Raw genomic sequence first — 17654 nt, 5'->3', positions numbered from 1 at the left:
GGGATGAACATGGGGGTGGACGGACGCGAGCGCGTCCGTAACTGGAGCGCCGAGGCGCTGGAGTCCCGGATCGTACGCTATCGCGATCTCATCCCCTGCACGAATGCGTTTATCGACACCCGCACGCCTGGCTCCGACAAGAAAGAGAACTTCACAATCATCGGGCCTGGCGTCGCCGAGAACCCAGAGCAGCACGTCCACATCACCGAAGCCCACGGGTTCAACATTGGCGGCGCGCGCCAGCCGCCCAATTGCATCAATTCACAGCACAGCCACGATACCGCGGAAGTGTTCGTGGTTCACACCGGCCTTTGGCGGTTTACCTTCGGGGAGCATGGCGAGGACGCACAGGTCGAGGCCGGCCCCGGCGACATCGTCTCGTTCCCCATCCACGCTTTTCGCGGTTTCGAGAACATCGGCGACGACACGGCATTCCTGTGGTCCGTCCTCGGGGGCGACGACCCCGGGCGCGTGCTGTGGGCGCCGCAGGTCTTCGAAATGGCCGCCGAGTACGGCCTGGTCCTGCTCGAGAACGGCGCGCTGGTCGATACGACACAGGGGCAGACCCCGCCGCCCGGCGTCGCGCCCATGCCGGTTACCAGCCGCGCGGCGATCGCCAGCCTGCGCAAGATGAGACCAGAGGACGAGGACGAGATAATCGCCCGCGCCCCGGACCACGCCACGCCTGGCGAGAGCCTGGTCATCGGCCAGGGAGGGCAGCTACCGGCGGCCGATGGGTTCACCGTGTCGCGCCTCATACTGGCTGCCAACGAAGCCAACCCATCGTCCGCGCCGGTGAAGCCCGAAGTCGTCTTCGTGCAAAGCGGTTCGGCCTTGGTGCGCACCCCGGATGGGACCGTGAACCTGGGCACGGGCGACACAATGACCGTGCCGTCGCGGCTTGAACGCTCCTACCACGCGCTCGGCACGGGCGCCGAGCTCGTTGTGGTCCGGGGCACCGACTGAATTCGAAGCGGGCTACGCCCAGGCGGGGATGCGGTTACTTGCGATGGCCGCACCTTCGGCCAGCGTAGCGAGCTTGGCCCAGACGATTTCCGGATCGACCGCGCCGAACCCGGCGAAGGTCGAAAAACCGCAGTCCGTGCCGGCGATGACCCTCTCCGGCCCGACCATTCGTGCGTATCGCTCGACACGCTCGGCAACCACTCGCGGGTGCTCGATGAAGTTGGTGGTCGAATCGATCACGCCCGGGATCAGGATCTTGTCCGCCGGCAGCCGGGCCAGATTGGCCTCGAACGCCTCCCAATCGTGCTGGTGGCGGGGGTTGGACGTCTCGAACAGCAGGCCGGCGGGCTTTGTCTGAAGCAGAGTCGGCAGGATCACGCCCATCTCGACATCGCAATGGTGGGGACCCTCGTAGTTGCCCCAGCAGACGTGCATCCGGCACCGCTCGCCCGGCACGTTGCGCAAAGCGTGGTTGAGCACGTCGACATGGCGGCCGATCGCGATGAGGTAGTCCTCGTCCGATCGGTCCTTGAACATCATATGCCGGCCGAGGCCCAAGTCCGGACTGTCGAGCTGGAGGATCAGCCCGGCCGCGACGATCGCTTCATATTCCGGACGCATCGCCTCAGCGAGCGCCTCGAGATAGGCATCGTCATTCGTATAGAAGTCGTTCGGCTGGAAGAGCGCGATGACTCCCGGCGACGCTGCGTTCATGAAGCCTTGGGGATCGCCGTGCGCCGCGCGCGCGGCGGCGAAATGGCGGATATCGTCCTCTAGTGGCGCCAACGTGACGGGCGCCACTTCACTCACGCAGCGCGGCCGGCGGTAGCTTGGAGTGCCCCCTCCCTTCGACTGCCGCTCGAGGAAGCTGGGGAACGCTTCCAGGTCTGCCGGGGCACGGCGGGGGCTGTCGCCCGCAAAGCCACTGACCCGGTCCTTGATGTAGGTCGCGTAGCTGATCTTGCTCATCTCGCCGTCCGACACGATGTCGATCTCCGCCTCGACCTGCCGGCGCACGGTCTCGTGCACCGCTTCTGCCACCACTTTTTCGAAGCGCGCCGTGTCCACAGGTTCCTCGCGTTCCGCAGCGAACAGCAGCTCGGTGAGCTCGGTCCCGCGCGGGAGCGAGCCGACATGAGTGGTCAGTATACGGTTTGGCATTGAGTGTCCTCGGCAAGCCAGCTGATCAGCGTATCGGCAATGGCATCTGATTTTTCGAGTGGCAGCAGGTGCCCCGCGCCCGGTACTTCAGTTAAACGTGCGTTTGGCCCGATCATGTCTGCCCACCGCCGGTGCCATTCGGGCGGGCACAAGCGATCCTCGCTTCCACAAGCGAGCAGCACGGGCATCGTGAAGTCGGGTAGCACCGGCCGCAGATCACCGCGCAACCGCAGCGCTTCGCTTTGCGCGATAAACGCATCGGGCCCCAGCGCGCGCGCCATTTCCATAACCGTATCGAGCAGGGCCCGGTCGCCCCGGTTTTCCTCCGCAAGGTAGTGCGGCTTGAGTTCGTCGGCGACGAGCGTTTCCAGCTGGCCGCCACGCACCGCCTCCTGCTGGCGAGGTCGCACGGCCGCACGCTCCGGAAGGTCCGCCGTGGCGTTGAAGGCGAGCAGCCCGAGAGCCGCCACGCGCTCCGGGGCGCGCCGCGCGAGCTCGGCGGCCACGATCGCGCCCATCGAAAACCCGACCACCGCAGCCGGTCCGTCGATCGTGCGGCCGACCAACTCGGCCATTTCCGCGATCGAGTCCTGATCGAGGCGCGGCGCGTGACAAACGGTGTGCCCGGCTTCCTCCAGCCGCTTCACAACGGGTCGCCACAGCCGGGCGTCGCACATGTTGCCCGGGATCAGCAGGACGGGAGGGATCACCATGCCTAAAAGCGGGGGCTCCATTCGCGCGGCGGGCTTTGCTCGCCGACCACACGCGCCTTTCCGTCCGCACCGAGGCCGATGATCGCGTAGCCGAATGAGGCAGAGCGGCTCGTCTCGTTGCCCATAGTAAAGATTGCCAAGAGCGCCGCGCTACTTTGGGCGTTTCCGAACGCGCGCACCACAAAAGCGCGGACCCTCAAACCACCGGCCCTGCGAACCTCGTCGATGTGGCCCCTGGCCGCCGCCAGAAGGCGCTCGGCGCCTGCCACGTCGAGATCGGGATGGTCTTCAGCCCAGAAGAATACATCCCCGCGCTGCTGGCGCATGTCCGGATCGAACGCGATGTCGATCGCCAGCTCTCCGGGGAAGTCGATCCCGCGACCCACACGCCACATCCGCCCGGCGCGGCCACCGTAGACATCGGCTATCATTGCGTCGTGCTCGCCGATCAGCGCAGCCCCCTGCGAGGTCTCGACTGCCAGCGCATCGTCGCCGGCAAACGGCTTTACGCAGAACGCCGCGAGGATCGATTCGAGGCCGATCAACTCCCCGCGACCCCAGCCGCAGCGGGCGTTGCCCAACAGGCCGTCGTCCGCCGGAGTGTCGCCACGCCCCACGGCCCGCAGATGATCGAGGGTGCTCATGCTCCCAGCCCTCCGGCGATCTGCCGCAACACCGCCACTTCGTCGAACACCGTCAGATCCTCCACGATCTTGCCAGCGCGAAGCCGGTAATGCGACACGGCCAGAAGATAGAGTTCGCGCCCGGAGGCCTCCCCCCACACCCCGGTCGCCTTGTGGGCGCCAGTGAGCGACCAGCGGATCGCGACCGCCGTATCTCCATGCGGCAGCGGGCGCGCCGCGACATGCTCGCAGCGGAAAGCGCGCTGGTGCATCCCGTTGCACAGCTGATTGACGCAGCCGATCCAATATCCGCGGCCGAAACCGTGTCGGCGCGAGGGCCACCGGATCTCGGCGGCAGGCGAGAACATCTGCGCGGCGTCGCCCCACAGGTCCTCGGCGAATGCCGCCCGCAGCATCGCGGCCAGCGGTGCCGCCGGGTGCCCTTCCTCAATTTCTACATCGGGTTCGTTGCGGGTGGCGGCGATCGCTTCGGCGCGCCATCTGTGGCGCGATTGGTCGCCCTCGCGATCCAATTCGGCCGCGGCCTCGGCCATCGCGCGCGGATCGGCACCGACCTGCCACATGGCCACCGCGTTGTCGCGCACCAGCCATTCCTCGACGATACGGTTGGCGACGCACTTGCAGTCCGCGATCGTCGAAACGCCGGTGCCGCGCATGGTCGCTTTACCGACCAGCGGCTCATCGCCGAAGTGAGTCGAGCGACTCGCGATCTTGTGTGAGCTGTAGAATACCCCGGGCGCGTCCTCGCTCCACACGACATCTTCAGCCAGGACTACCCGGTCTGCGTAGCTGGCCAGCGAGGTCACCGTATTCTGCGTCACCACCTCAGCCCCAACCGAGGGGCCGGCGAGCGTGTGCATGACGCAATCATCGCTGTAGTGGGAGCGGCACAGGCCGACGTTCTTCTCTTCCCAGATGCGGTGGGTGCAGCGCACGATGTAATCGACGAAATCGCGGTAAACGGGCTCGAAGCCGTCGAGCTTCTGGCGCGCCGGACCCTCCTCGAGCTGCTCGCGCATCGGCCGCCCGACAGGGGACAGCACCTGCGGATCCTGATCCCAGGGCATCAGCAGTACGCCTGCGCCAAAACACCGATTTCGTCGAACAGCATCCATTCCTCCACGACCTTGCCCCCCGCTATGCGCAGGTGGCTCATTCCCATCATGAAAACCGGTTTACCCGCCGGGCATTCGCCCAGCACGCCCCCCGGCGCGCTGCGCCCCTCCAGCACCCAGCGCACTGCCACGATCACGCCGTCGGCCTCCTCGGTCCAGCAGACATGCTCGACCCGCATGACGCCGTCGGGAATTGCGGCGAGCACATGCAGCACTAGCGACTGGTAATTACGCAGCCCTTGTGCGGTTCGTCCGCCGCCGGCGTGCGCGATTACATCGTCGGCGTAGGCGCGTGGCAGCCAGTCGAGCCGCCGCAAGTTCCACACGTCGTGGAACAGCGCGTGCGCCCAGTCTGCGAGCGTGGTCTCATCCAGCTCCAGCCGTGTGCGCGGAGCCTGTCCGTCGAGCCGGGTGCCGGGAGAGACGACGAATGTCTCCGCCATGCCGGCTTCGGCAGCCTTGCGCGCAATGACGTGGGGGTCGTAGCCCAGTTGCCTGACCGCGGCTCCGTTGTCGCGCACCAGCCATTCTGTGTGGATGCGGTTGTCCTTGCTGATGCAGTCGGCGACGAAGCGGATGGAGGTGCGCCGGTTAGTCCCGGGCCCCCACGCGGTCCGGCCGACGTTGGTCGAGCGGCTGTGGCCGAGGTGCGATGTGTAAAACCCCTGGTCCTCGTCGCCGCTCCAGGCGACCGCCAGATGATGAATCTCGCCATCCGGGTAGGCATTGAGCGTAGTGACGGTGGAGGCGATCACCTCCTCGACCGAGCGGACGATACCGTACGAGGAATAGACCGTGCAGCTCGCGTCGTAGGTATCGTAGATGTAGCCCACCGCACGATCCATCCAGATCTCGTCGGTGATCCGCACGACATAGTCGACGATGTCGGGGAAGCGATCCTCGAAGCCTCGCATCGGCTGGGTGCGTTCGCCGGGCGGCTGGCGCAAGGCGCGTGCGTCCTGCTGGCGCAGGAGGGTGACCGCGGGTCGCTGCGGCAACACGAACGGAAGTGTCTGGTCGGTCATCAGGCGGTCTCCAGCAGAGCAATGCGCAGCGTGTCGCCCTCCGACACCGAGAGCAACCGCGCCGTCGCCGGATCAAGCGTGACGCGCTCGCCTCTTGCCTGTGCCGTGCCGCGCGCGAGGCGGAACTCGCTGCCAAACCCGGTCGCAATCAGGGCGCGCGAGCCGCCTTCGCCCTCCTCGAAGAACGCTGCTTCGCACGAATGCGCGACGGTGCGCACCGAGTCGATCGGCGCCACCAGCGTCGGCCCGCCGTCGAAAATATCGACGTAGCCCTCGTCACGGAAGCCTTCGGCGAGCAGCATCGCGTGCGCCGGCCGGCCGTCGTTGTGTGGCCGTCCCAGCGCCGCCTGCGCTTCCGCCGGCAGCATCGAGATATAGATCGGGTACCGCGGGCCGAGATCGGCGATGAACTGGTTCCCGTGGATGGCCCCCGTGCGGTCGGCCTCTTCGAACTCCATGTCGTAGAAGTGCCGACCGATCGCCTCCCACACTGGGGAGCCGCCGCTCTCGTCCTGATAGCCGCGCAGCTCGGCGATGACGCGCTCGCCGAACCAGCCACGGTGTGCCGCGATGAACATGTACCGCGCGCGCGCCATCAGCTGCCCGAGCGCCTGGCCGCGCATCGCGGGATCGACGAACAGTCCGCCGACCTCGGTCTCGCCGTCGAAATCATTGACCAGATTGAGCAAGCGTTGCGACTTCGACCGACCGACCGCGCGCGACAGCGACGCCTGCCGCGTGATGCGGTAGCTGTAGAACGGCCACTCAGCGCCCACTCGCGCGAAGATCATGCCGGTTGCGGCGATCCGCCCGGCGAGCTCGGCCACCAGCATGATCGCCGCGCCATCGGCCCGCGCCTGCTGGTCCGACAGCGCCTGTTCGGCCGAGGCGATCCGCCGTTCCAGCGCGTCCCGATCGGGTGGCAGATTGGTCAGTCCGGTCCCGCCGCGGCGCGTCAGCTCGAGGACCGCGTCGAGGTCGTCGGCGCTTACCGGGCGAATGAGTGAACCGTCCCCTTCCATCGCCTCGGTGTAGCGCGGATGCATCCGCAGTCAACCGCGTATCTCCTCACGCAGGCTGGCCGAGAATTTGCTCGACGGCCGCGCGTCCTGCCATTGCCGAGCCGGCCCAATCGGCGCCCGGCGCCCAGGCAATTCGGCCAACGGGATGCTTTGCCAGGTCCGCCGCGGCGATCTGCCCCGGCGCCGCGAAGTAGAACCCCGGGGGAGGGGTGACGAACGCGTGGCCCCAGCGGTTGAGCACCATCCCGGCGATGTCCCGACCGGCATCGAACCCCCCCACTGCGAACATTGTCTCCAGCTGGCGCACGATGCGCTTCTCGTATTCGGCATAGGATGTCGAATAGAGCTCCATTCGCGCGTCAGGGCCTTGCGCCTCGAGTGGCAGGTTGGCCCGCGGGAACGCCACGTACATCGTCATCACGATCGGCTTGTCGGGATGGAACGGTGCTGGCGAGCCCCCGCCCCACACCATCGGCTTGCGAATGTTGCAGTAGAACCCGGTCCCCTCGAACCACCGCGCGGCCGAGATGCCGAGCTTGTCGAGGAATCGCCAGTTGCGCAGCGCCACGTTCACCATCAGCATCGGCGAATAAAGGTAGCAGTCGAACGCCGCGCGGTGAGCTTCGGGGAGGTCCTGGATTATGCGCTTGGCGACCCAGGCCCCGATCCCCAGGACGGCCGCTCCGGCGGTCGCCTTGTGCAGCTTGCCGTCGCGTTCGTAGATGACCTCGACTCGCCCACCGGGAAGGTTGGCGACCCGGATCACCGTCGCCCGCTGGCGAACGCGGCATGCCGCCCCCGGCCGGTCGAGCGCGGCGGGCGCGATGCGCCCGAAGGTCTCGCTGGGGGATCCTTTTCGCGAGAACGCATCTGGCACCGCCGCCCGCACCAGCGCCCGCGCCAGCACTGTGTTGCCCGAAGGGAAGCTGATGAACCGCTCTGCATTGGCTGCCTCGGTGCTGCCGGGCGCATAGCGCTCCAGGCCCGGAAACGACCGCGCCCCATATGCCGAGATCTGCGGCCCGGTGATGCACATGCCTTGGGTGATGTAAGCGAGCGCCTCCGGCGTCGCCTTGAGCTCGCGCGTGGCGAAGTCCGAAAAGCTCATCGCATCGAGCCGCGCCCCCTCCGCTCGGCTCACCGTCCCTGCTCGCTTGCGCACCCGCATCGCGAACAGCGACCGCTTCGTCGCCTCGGAGAAGGGGGCGCGGCGCAGCTCGTCCTGCCAGATGTCTTTCGCCCACCCCCCCTCGCCGAAGAAGTAGCCGACGTTGGCGCTTTGCTCGCCGTAGTAGAGCGGCGATGAAGTCGACGCAGCAAAGGCGACCGCCCGGTTGCCGTCTTCGCGCTCTGCGAATTCGAACTCTCGCGGCAGGCCGAGATCGGCCCAGATTTCGGCGCCGCGGTCCTCCGGCGATTTGGGCAGCACGAAGTTGAGGGAAGCCTGCGAGCTGGCGAGGCGATATCCGTCGATCTCGAACTCGTTGGCCTTGGCGTAGCCGCCAAATATCTCCTGGTTGTCGAGCAGCAGGCAGGTGCCCTGAGGATGATCCTTGCGGAACGCGTGCAGCGCGCCGAGGCCGGCAAAGCCGCCTCCCACGACAATCAGGTCGTAGCGTTCGCCGGTGTCCACCAGGGCGGCCGTGTCCGAGAAGGCCGCGTCGCGGATGCGGTGGCCGGCTTCCATCGTGCGCCAGGTGTTGCCGTTTGAGCCGCTGTATTCGCCCAGCCCACTGGGTCCGTTCCATTCCGCCCCCAGTCCGGACGGGGGCGGCCCGGCAGCGTTGTCGACCGAGGACCCGCACCCGTGCAGCAGAGCAGCGCCGGCGCCAACGAGCGCGCCATTGCAGAAGTCACGCCGGGTCACGCGCGAACCTGTCAGCGGACCGCTGCGGTTCCGTCCGATCACTTGCGCAGCTCCGCGGCATTGGGGACCGGATCCGCGGCGAAGCAGTAGAATAGCCCGTCGCCCCCGGTCTTCTTTAGATCGGTCAGGCTGCAGCCGGTGGTCTGGTGGGCCGAGTTCCACGAGATGCTGAGGCCGATCGTGTCGCGGTCCGAATGGCCGATCTGCGCGCTGCCCTCAGCCCCGGAATACGTCCAGTTGCGGCAGGTCCGATCGAAGCGGTTGTCCGGGTAAGCCCGCCCGTCATCTGTCGACCCGGTCAGGATGTCATGCCGGAGGACGGGGTCGCCCTTGCCGCCGATGCGTTCGCCTCGCTCGGTCAACGCGGAGCCCTGGCTGACGAGATTGCCGGCGCGCGCAAGTTCGGCGTTGTCGCCGTGAAGGTGCGCGAGGTCGCGGGCGATGCGAATGCGCTCCAAGTTGAACCATGGGCCTTTCCCGATCCGCTCGCGGGCGTGGATGGCGCGCGCGCTTGGGGTGGCCTGGGTGCTGAGGTAAGCCCGCCACTGGCGGCCGGGCAGCGCAGCTTCCGCAGCCAGTTGCGCGCAATGCGCATCGGCTCCCCCCAGGCCTCCGAGATTGCCGCCCTCGAGGCCGCGACTCGTGACGAAGAAGCTTGGGTCCCCCTTGGGAACCTGCTCGAAAGGGGGAATGGCGCCTTGGCCGACGGGGGCGGATGCCGCGCACGCGGACAGCGCAGTCAGCGAAACAGCTAGAGCTAACGGGCGAACTTTATCAGAGGGATAAAACGTCACGGACTGCGATCCTTGCAAGAATCCTTGCACCTTCCAGCCTACCGGCTATGCATTCAAAGTCAACGTTCCTCACAGAACGGAGCTAGGAGACTGGCCGTCGGTTTTGAGCCCGCCATTGTTACCGACGCAGTGGTCGACCGGATGGTGTCGCCTGCGGACGTACTCGAGGTCATCGCCGGCGCATTTGTCGATCCGCCGATAGCGCCGCCGCGCGCCATAGCCTCGTGCCGTGGCGATGGCGTCGCGCGCACCTTGCTGGCCATGCCCGCGCTACGGCCGGGAGGGATTGCGATCGTCAAGGTCGTCCATTCCGCTTGCGGCGGGCTGAACAGCCATCTCCTTGCATTCGACACCTGCGGCACATTGCTCGCCGTTGTCGAGGCACACCGGCTGACCGCGCTGCGCACCGCCGCTGCTTCGGTGCTCGCGGCACGGACGCTCCGGGTGGGCGGCGCGCGCTCGCTTGCGGTGCTAGGAGCGGGACGGCAGGCGCGTGCGCACGTCGAAGCCTACGCCGCGGCCTTTCCGATCGAGAAGATCGCGATCTGGGCTCGGCGCAACGACGCCGCACGCGAACTTGCTGCGTTTGCCGCGGATCACGTCGCCGCGGTGCGGGTCGAATCATCCCCCGCCGAGGCCGCGGCCAACGCCGACATCGTCGCCTGCGCTACACCGTCGACGAACCCACTAGTGACGGGCGACATGATCGGCCCGCGCACCCACGTCGATCTGGTCGGCGGCTTTCGGCCCGACATGCGCGAAGTGGATGATACATTGATGTGTCGAGCCTCGATCGTCGCCGATACTGCCGCCGCGCTCACGGAGGCGGGCGATCTGGTCCAACCGCTCGCGGCTGGGGTGATCACCCGCGATCAGATTGTCCTCCTGAAGGACATCCTCGCCGGCCGGGTCCCGGCCCCATGCCGCGAGGTGACCGTGTTCAAATCGGTCGGCCACGCTGCCGAAGATCTCGTCGTCATGGAATTGCTGCTCGCCGGGCTGGGGCTGGTAGCGAACGCACTTTCGCAACATGAGATTCTGGAAGGGGTAGCTTCCCATGCGTGATGCAACTCCCCGCCTGCGGGCGGAAGATATCTCTCTCAACCGGCGCACGATCGCCTTCGTGCTGCTGATGGTGTTCGAATTCTTCTACGGCTGGTCGTGGAACACGGTCGACGTGCTGCGGCCCCAAATCCGCGAAGAGCTCGGACTCACGCTGACCCAGGCCGGATCGGCCTACACCGCCCAAAGCCTCGGCGCGCTGATCGGATCGGTGACCTTCGGGGTGCTGGCCGATCGTTACGGACGCCGTCCGATGCTGATCGCGATCATCATCGGCACGTCGGTAGCGGCCGCCGCGGGTGCTTATGTTGCCTCGTACGAAATGCTGCTCGGCCAGCGGTTCATCCTAGGGCTGTTCCTCGGCGGGAATTTTCCGGTTCTGATCGGAACCTACATGGGCCTGTTCTCGAGCCGGGTGCGGGGGAAGCTCGCCAGCATCGGACAGGGTACGTACAACGTATCGGTGATCGCCCTGGGGGCGGCGTATGGCATGTTTGCCGAACGCAGTGACTGGCAGCTGCTCCTGCTGATCGGCTCCGTGCCCTCAATGATCCTCGCTCCGCTGATCTTCTGGCTGATCCCCGACGACCGCAAGATGACCGCGTTCGGCGCCGATCCGAACGAGCCCAAGAACGAACGGATGCCGCTGTTCGAGCTGTTCTCGCCGGCGCTACGGCGCACGACGTGGCTGCTGTTCGCGCTCGTGGCGCTCAACTTCTTTGCCTACCAGGCCTTCGCCGGGTGGACGACCACCTTCCTTAAGGACGAACAGGGCCTCTCGTCCGAAACGATCGGCTGGATCATCTCGACCCAATTCACCGGTGCGTTGATCGGCGGGTTCTTCTGGGGCTGGTTCAGCGACCGCTTCGGCCGTCGGCCTACCGGCATCGGCTTTGCGCTCGGCGCTCTGTCGGTGCTCGCTTACGTGACCATCGCGCAAACGCCGACCGCGTTTGCGATCGCCGGCTTCTGCTGGGGCTTCGCCATCACCGCATCGGTTGCGTGGGCGCCGTGGATGTCGGAGTTGTATCCGATGCGAGTGCGATCTTCGGCGATGTCGATCTTCAACTGGGGCCGGATCATATCGATGACCGCCCCGCTCTTGACGGGTGAGATCGCGGCGAACTTCGGCCTCAAGACGGCGATGTCGCTCGGCATCGTTGGTTTCGGCCTCGGCGCACTGGTGTGGTTCGCGCTTCCGGAAACGGTTTCGCGGCGCAAGCCAGCGACCCAGTAAGAAAAACGGACGGGAGAGAGAACTTGGCGAGCCAGAACCGACACGTCGCCGCCGAGGGCGATGCGCCCCCGCTGCGGGTCCAGGACAAAGTCGCCTACGGCCTCGGCAGCACCGCCGAAGCGCTGGTGTTCACCGCGACGTCCAGCTTCACGCTGTTGTTCTACAACCAGGTGCGTGGGCTCGACGCCGGCCTAGTCGGCACCGCGCTGGCCGTCGGCCTGCTCGTCAACGCCTTCGTCGATCCGATGGTGGGGTCGTGGTCGGACCGAACGCGCAGCAAGTGGGGGCGGCGGCACCCCTTTATGTTCGGCGCGATCCTGCCCGCGGCGGTGCTGTTCTACGCCCTCTACAATCCGCCAGATCTCTCGCCTACCTGGCAGCTCATCTGGCTTGGCATCACCAACACTCTGCTGCTCCAGGTGATGACGGTCTACCACACCCCGCACCTCGCGCTGGGGGGCGAAATGTCGACCGACTACCTCGGCCGAACGAGCGTGATGGCCTACAACACGTTCTGCCTGTGGCTCGGGGACACGATTGGCTGGTTGCTGGCGTTCCGGGTGATCTTCGCGGCGAGCGACGAGTTCCCCAACGGGGCGCTCGATCCCACGCGCTACCCAATGTTCTCGATCACCATCGCGGTACTGATCGTGCTGATCCTGGGCTATTCGAGCTGGTCGACAATGAACCGCATCCCCTATCTGCCCCAGCCGCGCGCTGAGCAGAAAAGCTTTGGACCGCGCGAGCTGTGGCGCGACATCCGCCAGGCGCTGAGCAACCGAAACTACGTCGTCCTGTTGATTGGCCTGTTCTTCCTGTCGATGATGACCGGGGTGCGGATCGGCCTGTGGCTGTACACCGCGACTTATTTCTGGGAGCTCGACAACAACCAGATCAGCTTCTTCGTGATCGGCAGCTTCAGCGGCTATCTGTTCGCGGCTTTCGTGGTGAAGCGTCTGCACGCCAAGCTCGACAAACGCTGGACCGGCGCGCTGGCGCTGGCCTTGTATAGTGCGGGTCCGGCGATCCCGCTGGCCCTCGGCTATTTTGGGGTCCTGAGCGCCGAGACCGAGGGCATCCTGTGGATCCTGATTGCCTTCTCTGTGCTCCAGCACGCGCCCTACAGCCTGATGCAGACTACGGTAACATCCGCGCTGGCAGACATCGCCGACGAGAACGAACTCAGGTACGGCGTGCGCCAGGAGGGAGTACTCTACGCCACGCGAACGTTCTTCCAGAGGGTCGATCAGGCGCTTGGCACCGCGCTTGCCGGATGGGTGCTGAATACGATCGCCTTTCCGACCAACGCCAAGCCCGGCGAGGTTTCGAACGAGGTCCTAATGGCGCTGGCCGCGGCCTTCGCCTTGTCGGCCATTCCGGGTCTAATCGCGGGCATCTTCTACGGGATGCTGCGGGTCACGCGGGAGACCTACGATGTAACGCGCGCCGCGCTCGACGAAAGAGCCGCGGCGTTGAAGGCAGGGTCCTAGCGTCTTGGCCGAGCGGTCGGCGCCCGTGTCGTCGCTAAACGAGGGCGCCGACGGCGGGGCATGTCTGGTGCTCAGCTTCAGCGCCCCGGACCAGCCGGGCATCGTCGCGCGCGTCTCATCGTGCGTGGCGGCGTTGGGCTGCGACATCCGCGATGCCCAAGTGCACGGGGATGCCGCCAGCGGCCTGTTCTTCGTGCGCCTGGTTCTCGTCACGCCGGTCGACCGGGACGAAGTGGCTGCAGCGCTAGGTCCGGTCGCCCGCTCGCTCCAGCTGGAATGGCGGCTCGAGTCGCGGGGCCGCAAGGTGCCCACGGTCATCGCGGTTTCCCGCTTCGGGCACTGCCTGACTGATCTGATCCACAGAACCGATATCGGGATGCTGCCGATCGTGATCACCGGCGTGGTGTCGAACCATGAGATCATGCGCGACCAAGTCGAATGGCATGGCTTGCCGTTTCATCGCCTACCCAGCGGCGCGGACAAGCCAGCGCAGGAAGATCGCATCCGCGAGGTCATGCAAGGAAGCGGGGCGGAACTGCTGGTTTTGGCGCGTTACATGCAAGTACTGTCCGCCGATCTTGCCGACGAGCTGCGCGGAAGGTGCATCAACATCCACCACAGCTTCCTGCCGAGCTTCGCTGGAGCAAAGCCGTATCACCAAGCGCACGAGCGGGGGGTGAAGATCATCGGGGCGACCGCGCACTATGTGACCGCCGATCTCGACGAAGGACCGATCATCGAGCAGGACGTCCGGCGGGTGACCCACGCCTCGAGCCCCGAGGCGATGGTGGCCGCCGGGCGCGAGGTCGAAGCGTCGGTGCTGGCCCGCGCCGTTCAATGGCACGCCGAGCAGCGTGTGTTCCTCGACGGCAACCGGACGGTGGTGCTGGCCTGATCAGCCCCCGCCGGAGTGGACCGCTTCCATTCGCCTGAGCACATCGAGCCCCTGCAGGTTTAGGAAGTGCAGGATGTCGATGAAAATCCAGTTTTCGGCCAGCTTGCCATCTTCAACGCGGTACATATCGATGACCCGCATGTCGGCCACGCCGGGGCCCGCCGTCATTCCGAGGTATCCACCGGCATTGCGCAAGGTCAGATTCGCCCAGCCGAAGAACCCGCCAAAGTCGCGCTCCGCGACCTTGGCAATGTGACCGTTGAACTTGTAATCGACCAGAGCATCCCGGAACGGAAAGCTGTGCTGCCGGAGATACCGCTCGATGGTGTAGGTGGCGCCAATTCCCGCCGGACCCCACCAGATCATGTCGTCGTGCCAATCTTGGGCCAGACGCCACGCCGGGTCTTCTTCCCGGGTCCGCACCTTCATGCCGTTTAGCATGCCGTTGATCACCGCGAGGGCGTTTGCGCTTCGGGCCGGATCCTGCCTTTCGTAGCACAACCCGTCGTGCGTTCGCGGGCCGGGCTGAACAAGCATGGCCCCGGTCTGCGGTGGGAGCGGGTTCTGCCCGGCTTGCATCATCAGGTGGAGGATGTCGCAGAACATGGCCGTTTCGACGATCTTCCCATCCTCGACGCGATTGAACTCGCAATAGCGCAGCATGCCGATGCGATGGGTTGGACGGATACCGAGCCAGGGTTCGTCGAACAGGCCCATCAAATGGCCCATCTCCACGACCCAGGTGCCCTGGAAACCGTCAATCTCGTTCAGTCCGGCGATAAAGATGTCAGGGCGACGCTGAAGGTGTTTCAGCGCGCCGCGTAACGGGGTCCAGAAAGACCCGGTGACCGCTTCAACTCCGTGCTGCTCGTGGAAGGGGTGCATGCCCCGCCAGTGCCAGTCTGCAGACACGAAACCCATGAGGGCCTTGTCGATCGTTTCCGGGGTAGAGCGATCAAGGGCGTCGTGAAACGCCCGCACCACGACCTTCTCTGCCTGGAAATCGTCTTTGGTCCACTGCATCGCGCCACACCTCCGCGGGCAACCGTATAGCATCTGCATTCGCAGTCAATCATGTGTGGATCGCGGTGGCGCCGGACTTGAACATGGCATACCGCGCCCTCTCGCTGTCCGCGCCGGGCAGCTGATTGGGCAAGCCGGTCGTGGCTCGCACAGGTCGCGAGGACCTTTCGTGCAGTCGCCGACAAGCGCGGTGGCTTCCTCCGTCGGGATTATCTTGATGTCGGCTGTCGCGGCCTCACCAAACATGGCGGTGAGAAGGTGGTCAGCACGTAGTCAGCCTGCTTGGATATTCGCCTCGACTAGTTGCGCAAGGTCATCGAAGATCAGATTAGCAGCCGCCACACAGAGCTCGGCTTCAGCCAGGAAGAGATCGCCGAGCGTGCGTGTGTCCACCTACCCAGGCGTAGCCGAGCGAGGCGAGGTCATCATCTCGGTCAACGACATAGCCCGGATCAGCGCCGCACTCGGGGTCGCGGCCGCAAAGCTGCTTGAGGTCTAAAGGCCGCGCCATTTCGCTGGCAGCCAGCTCGCTCAAGATTTGAATTGCTGATCAGTGCCGGGTTCGGGGCGATGTGCCATCAACGGTAGGTGTACCACGGTAAAAATTGTGTCCCGGATGCCGGCGGGTGCCAAGTTAGCAAATTTGGCGCGATTGAAGTCCGGAAATTCTGGAAATCGCGCGATGTCATCACAAACCGACCCTAAGACTGACCCCAAGCCATAACGCGGATGCAGGCACATCCAGGCCCGTTCAGGCGCATCCAGCCCACTCAACTTCATGAGGAAAGGCGCCGGGCGAGCCCAGTTCTGCGTAGTTTCTGGCGGAGAGGGTGTCTGCTCCGAGATTTGCCTATGTCATTGTCTGCGCTTACTTTTCCAAAGCCGCTTTTGAGCGGTCCCCACAGTACTCCCCACACCCTTGGTGCGATGAACAGAAGAGGCATCAGATTCTGGGGGAATTCTGTTTTTTTAACAGACACTTCGGGAATGTGGCTTTCCGAAAAAGCCCGGAAAAGGCCCGCAGAAAGCCAGTAACGTATTGGTTCGATGCCTTTTTAGGGACTCGGCACCCAATTTTGGCCCCCTCTGCCGGCGATCGATAAAACTCGCTTTGCGCCCTTAGCGGGCAGCGTGCCCTATCCCATCAAGTGGGTAAACGCACACTCGTTTCGAGATTGGTCGAAATATAACTTGACCGCTGCGATTACCGGCAATATTTCGATCCTCATGGAAATGAGTTCATCCGCTGCCGTCGAGGCGCTTGGCGCCCTTGCGCAGGAGCATCGCCTGGCATTGTTTCGCTTGCTGGTTCAGGCCGGCGATGACGGTATGCCCGCGGGCGCCATTGCCGAGACACTCGGTGTCCCCAATTCGTCCCTGTCGTTCCATCTGGCGCACCTCACGCGCGCAGAGCTGATCCAGCAGCGGCGGCAGGGACGCTCGCTCATCTACACGGCCGACTATGCGGCGATGAGCGCGCTGGTCGCCTACCTCATGGAGAATTGCTGCGGCGGTGCGGCCTGCGCGCCGGCGGCACAATGCGGCGAGGATGCCGCGCAGCCTCAGGAAAGGATTTCCGCATGAAGCGTCTGCATGTCCACGTCGGCGTCACCGATCTGAGCACGTCCATCGGGTTCTACTCGACCCTGTTTGGGGCGGAGCCGACCGTGACGAAGGATGATTATGCCAAGTGGATGCTGGAGGACCCCCGCGTCAATTTCGCGATCTCCTCGGGCAACCACGCTGCCAAAGGCATCGAGCATCTCGGCATCCAGGTCGAAAACGGCGAGGAACTGACCGAGGTTTATGATCGGCTCAAGGCAGCCGATCGTCCTGTACTGGAGGAAGGCGCGACCACCTGTTGCTACGCCAAGTCGGAAAAGAGCTGGATTGCCGATCCGGACGGCATCGTCTGGGAAGCCTTTCTCACCAATGGCGACGCCACAATCTACGGCGATAGCCCCGCACTGGCGGCTCTTTCCACCAATGCCGCCGATGGCGCATGCTGCGCTCCCACCGTGCCCGCTCAAACGGCGAGCTGCTGCGGATGAGCGTCACCTTCTACCACAACCCGGCTTGCGGGACGTCGCGCAACACGTTGGCGCTGATCCGCGCGACGGGGACCGAGCCTCAAGTGATCCACTATCTGGAGACCCCGCCAAGCCGGGAGGAACTGGTTTCGCTTATTCGGCGCATGGGCATCGGCCCGCGCGATCTCCTTCGCGAAAGAGGCACGCCCTACGTGGAGCTTGGGCTTGCGGAGCCGTCGCTCACGGACGATCAACTCATCGATGCGATGATAGAGCACCCAGTCCTGATCAACCGTCCGATCGTGGTGGGCCCGAATGGCGCAAAGCTCTGTCGGCCGTCCGAAGAGGTTCTCTCGGTCCTCGATCGGACACTCGACGCGGTTTTCGTGAAGGAAGACGGGGAGGTTGTGCCCGCCAATGGCTGATGCTGGATTGGCGGCGCGGCCCGCAATGTCGATGTTCGAGCGGCATCTTTCGGTATGGGTGCTGCTCTGCATCGGGGTCGGCATCGCTCTCGGGGCGGCCGTTCCGGGCGCCTTCGCGGCGATAGCCGCTGCGGAGATCGCGCGGGTCAACCTGCCCGTCGCGGTGCTCATCTGGCTGATGATCA

At 65.2% G+C, this 17654-nt stretch carries 17 protein-coding genes and 1 pseudogene; 9 read left to right on the top strand and 9 right to left on the bottom strand.

All coding sequences use genetic code 11. The annotated features are described in order from the left end of the window. Positions 1–3 precede the first annotated feature (3 nt). Positions 4–966: a cupin domain-containing protein gene (locus ACWPM1_RS12190; RefSeq protein WP_455695178.1), complete on the top strand. Its 963-nt coding sequence runs from the start codon at positions 4–6 to the stop codon at positions 964–966. 12 nt (positions 967–978) lie between these two features. Here the strand turns inward: ACWPM1_RS12190 and ACWPM1_RS12185 are convergent, their stop codons facing one another. The 8 genes from ACWPM1_RS12185 to ACWPM1_RS12150 are packed head-to-tail and all read right to left on the bottom strand — an operon-like array spanning position 979 to position 9307. Continuing rightward, a complete protein-coding gene (locus ACWPM1_RS12185) occupies positions 979–2127 on the bottom strand; it encodes a cobalamin-independent methionine synthase II family protein (RefSeq protein WP_455695177.1) in 1149 nt (382 codons plus the stop codon). Continuing rightward, a complete protein-coding gene (locus ACWPM1_RS12180) occupies positions 2109–2837 on the bottom strand; it encodes an alpha/beta fold hydrolase (RefSeq protein WP_455695176.1) in 729 nt (242 codons plus the stop codon). The genes ACWPM1_RS12185 and ACWPM1_RS12180 overlap by 19 nt, the downstream gene beginning before the upstream one ends. A gap of 5 nt (positions 2838–2842) precedes the next feature. Beyond that, positions 2843–3484 carry a hypothetical protein gene (locus tag ACWPM1_RS12175; RefSeq protein WP_455695175.1) on the bottom strand — a complete coding sequence of 214 codons (642 nt, stop codon included), beginning with the start codon at positions 3482–3484 and terminating at the stop codon, positions 2843–2845. Beyond that, on the bottom strand, positions 3481–4551 hold the full coding sequence (locus ACWPM1_RS12170; RefSeq protein ID WP_455695174.1) for an ester cyclase: 1071 nt from the start codon (positions 4549–4551) through the stop codon (positions 3481–3483). The genes ACWPM1_RS12175 and ACWPM1_RS12170 overlap by 4 nt, the downstream gene beginning before the upstream one ends. Further along, the gene (locus ACWPM1_RS12165; protein WP_455695173.1) at positions 4551–5624 is read right to left on the bottom strand and encodes an ester cyclase; all 1074 of its coding nucleotides are present in this window, start codon (positions 5622–5624) and stop codon (positions 4551–4553) included. Before ACWPM1_RS12165 ends, ACWPM1_RS12170 begins: the two co-directional genes overlap by 1 nt. Further along, positions 5624–6670, bottom strand: coding sequence for an arginine N-succinyltransferase (locus ACWPM1_RS12160; protein ID WP_455695172.1), 1047 nt, complete (start codon positions 6668–6670; stop codon positions 5624–5626). Before ACWPM1_RS12160 ends, ACWPM1_RS12165 begins: the two co-directional genes overlap by 1 nt. A gap of 22 nt (positions 6671–6692) precedes the next feature. Next, positions 6693–8555 carry a hypothetical protein gene (locus ACWPM1_RS12155; RefSeq protein ID WP_455695171.1) on the bottom strand — a complete coding sequence of 621 codons (1863 nt, stop codon included), beginning with the start codon at positions 8553–8555 and terminating at the stop codon, positions 6693–6695. After that, the gene (locus ACWPM1_RS12150) at positions 8552–9307 is read right to left on the bottom strand and encodes a hypothetical protein (RefSeq protein WP_455695170.1); all 756 of its coding nucleotides are present in this window, start codon (positions 9305–9307) and stop codon (positions 8552–8554) included. The genes ACWPM1_RS12155 and ACWPM1_RS12150 overlap by 4 nt, the downstream gene beginning before the upstream one ends. Positions 9308–9448: 141 nt before the next feature. Here ACWPM1_RS12150 and ACWPM1_RS12145 point away from each other — a divergent pair, with 141 nt between their 5' ends. The 4 genes from ACWPM1_RS12145 (at position 9449) to purU (ending at position 13991) form a co-directional block, all read left to right on the top strand. Next, positions 9449–10372, top strand: a complete 924-nt coding sequence (locus ACWPM1_RS12145; RefSeq protein WP_455695169.1) for an ornithine cyclodeaminase family protein — start codon at positions 9449–9451, stop codon at positions 10370–10372. After that, positions 10365–11606 (top strand): MFS transporter, encoded by a 1242-nt coding sequence (locus tag ACWPM1_RS12140; RefSeq protein ID WP_455695168.1) that lies wholly within the window; start codon positions 10365–10367, stop codon positions 11604–11606. Before ACWPM1_RS12145 ends, ACWPM1_RS12140 begins: the two co-directional genes overlap by 8 nt. A gap of 23 nt (positions 11607–11629) precedes the next feature. After that, positions 11630–13096 carry an MFS transporter gene (locus ACWPM1_RS12135; protein ID WP_455695167.1) on the top strand — a complete coding sequence of 489 codons (1467 nt, stop codon included), beginning with the start codon at positions 11630–11632 and terminating at the stop codon, positions 13094–13096. Between the two features lie 67 nt (positions 13097–13163). Further along, on the top strand, positions 13164–13991 hold the full coding sequence (gene purU / locus ACWPM1_RS12130) for a formyltetrahydrofolate deformylase (RefSeq protein WP_455695317.1): 828 nt from the start codon (positions 13164–13166) through the stop codon (positions 13989–13991). Here purU and ACWPM1_RS12125 read toward each other — a convergent pair whose 3' ends face one another. Beyond that, positions 13992–15014, bottom strand: a complete 1023-nt coding sequence (locus tag ACWPM1_RS12125) for a hypothetical protein (protein WP_455695166.1) — start codon at positions 15012–15014, stop codon at positions 13992–13994. A gap of 1233 nt (positions 15015–16247) precedes the next feature. Between ACWPM1_RS12125 and ACWPM1_RS12120 the strand changes: the two genes are divergently transcribed. From ACWPM1_RS12120 to ACWPM1_RS12105, 4 genes and pseudogenes are all read left to right on the top strand, one after another. Further along, complete coding sequence (locus tag ACWPM1_RS12120) at positions 16248–16598, top strand: ArsR/SmtB family transcription factor (protein ID WP_057883725.1); 351 nt, start codon at positions 16248–16250, stop codon at positions 16596–16598. Then, complete coding sequence (locus ACWPM1_RS12115) at positions 16595–17065, top strand: ArsI/CadI family heavy metal resistance metalloenzyme (RefSeq protein ID WP_057883336.1); 471 nt, start codon at positions 16595–16597, stop codon at positions 17063–17065. Before ACWPM1_RS12120 ends, ACWPM1_RS12115 begins: the two co-directional genes overlap by 4 nt. After that, positions 17062–17469, top strand: a complete 408-nt coding sequence (arsC, locus tag ACWPM1_RS12110; protein ID WP_455695165.1) for an arsenate reductase (glutaredoxin) — start codon at positions 17062–17064, stop codon at positions 17467–17469. Before ACWPM1_RS12115 ends, arsC begins: the two co-directional genes overlap by 4 nt. Next, positions 17462–17654 (top strand): annotated as a pseudogene (locus ACWPM1_RS12105) (arsenical-resistance protein); the annotation flags it as partial. The gene arsC and the pseudogene ACWPM1_RS12105, both read left to right, overlap by 8 nt.

The sequence above is a fragment of the Tsuneonella sp. HG249 genome (assembly GCF_053819205.1).
This window is presented reverse-complemented; position numbering and strand designations above follow the sequence as displayed.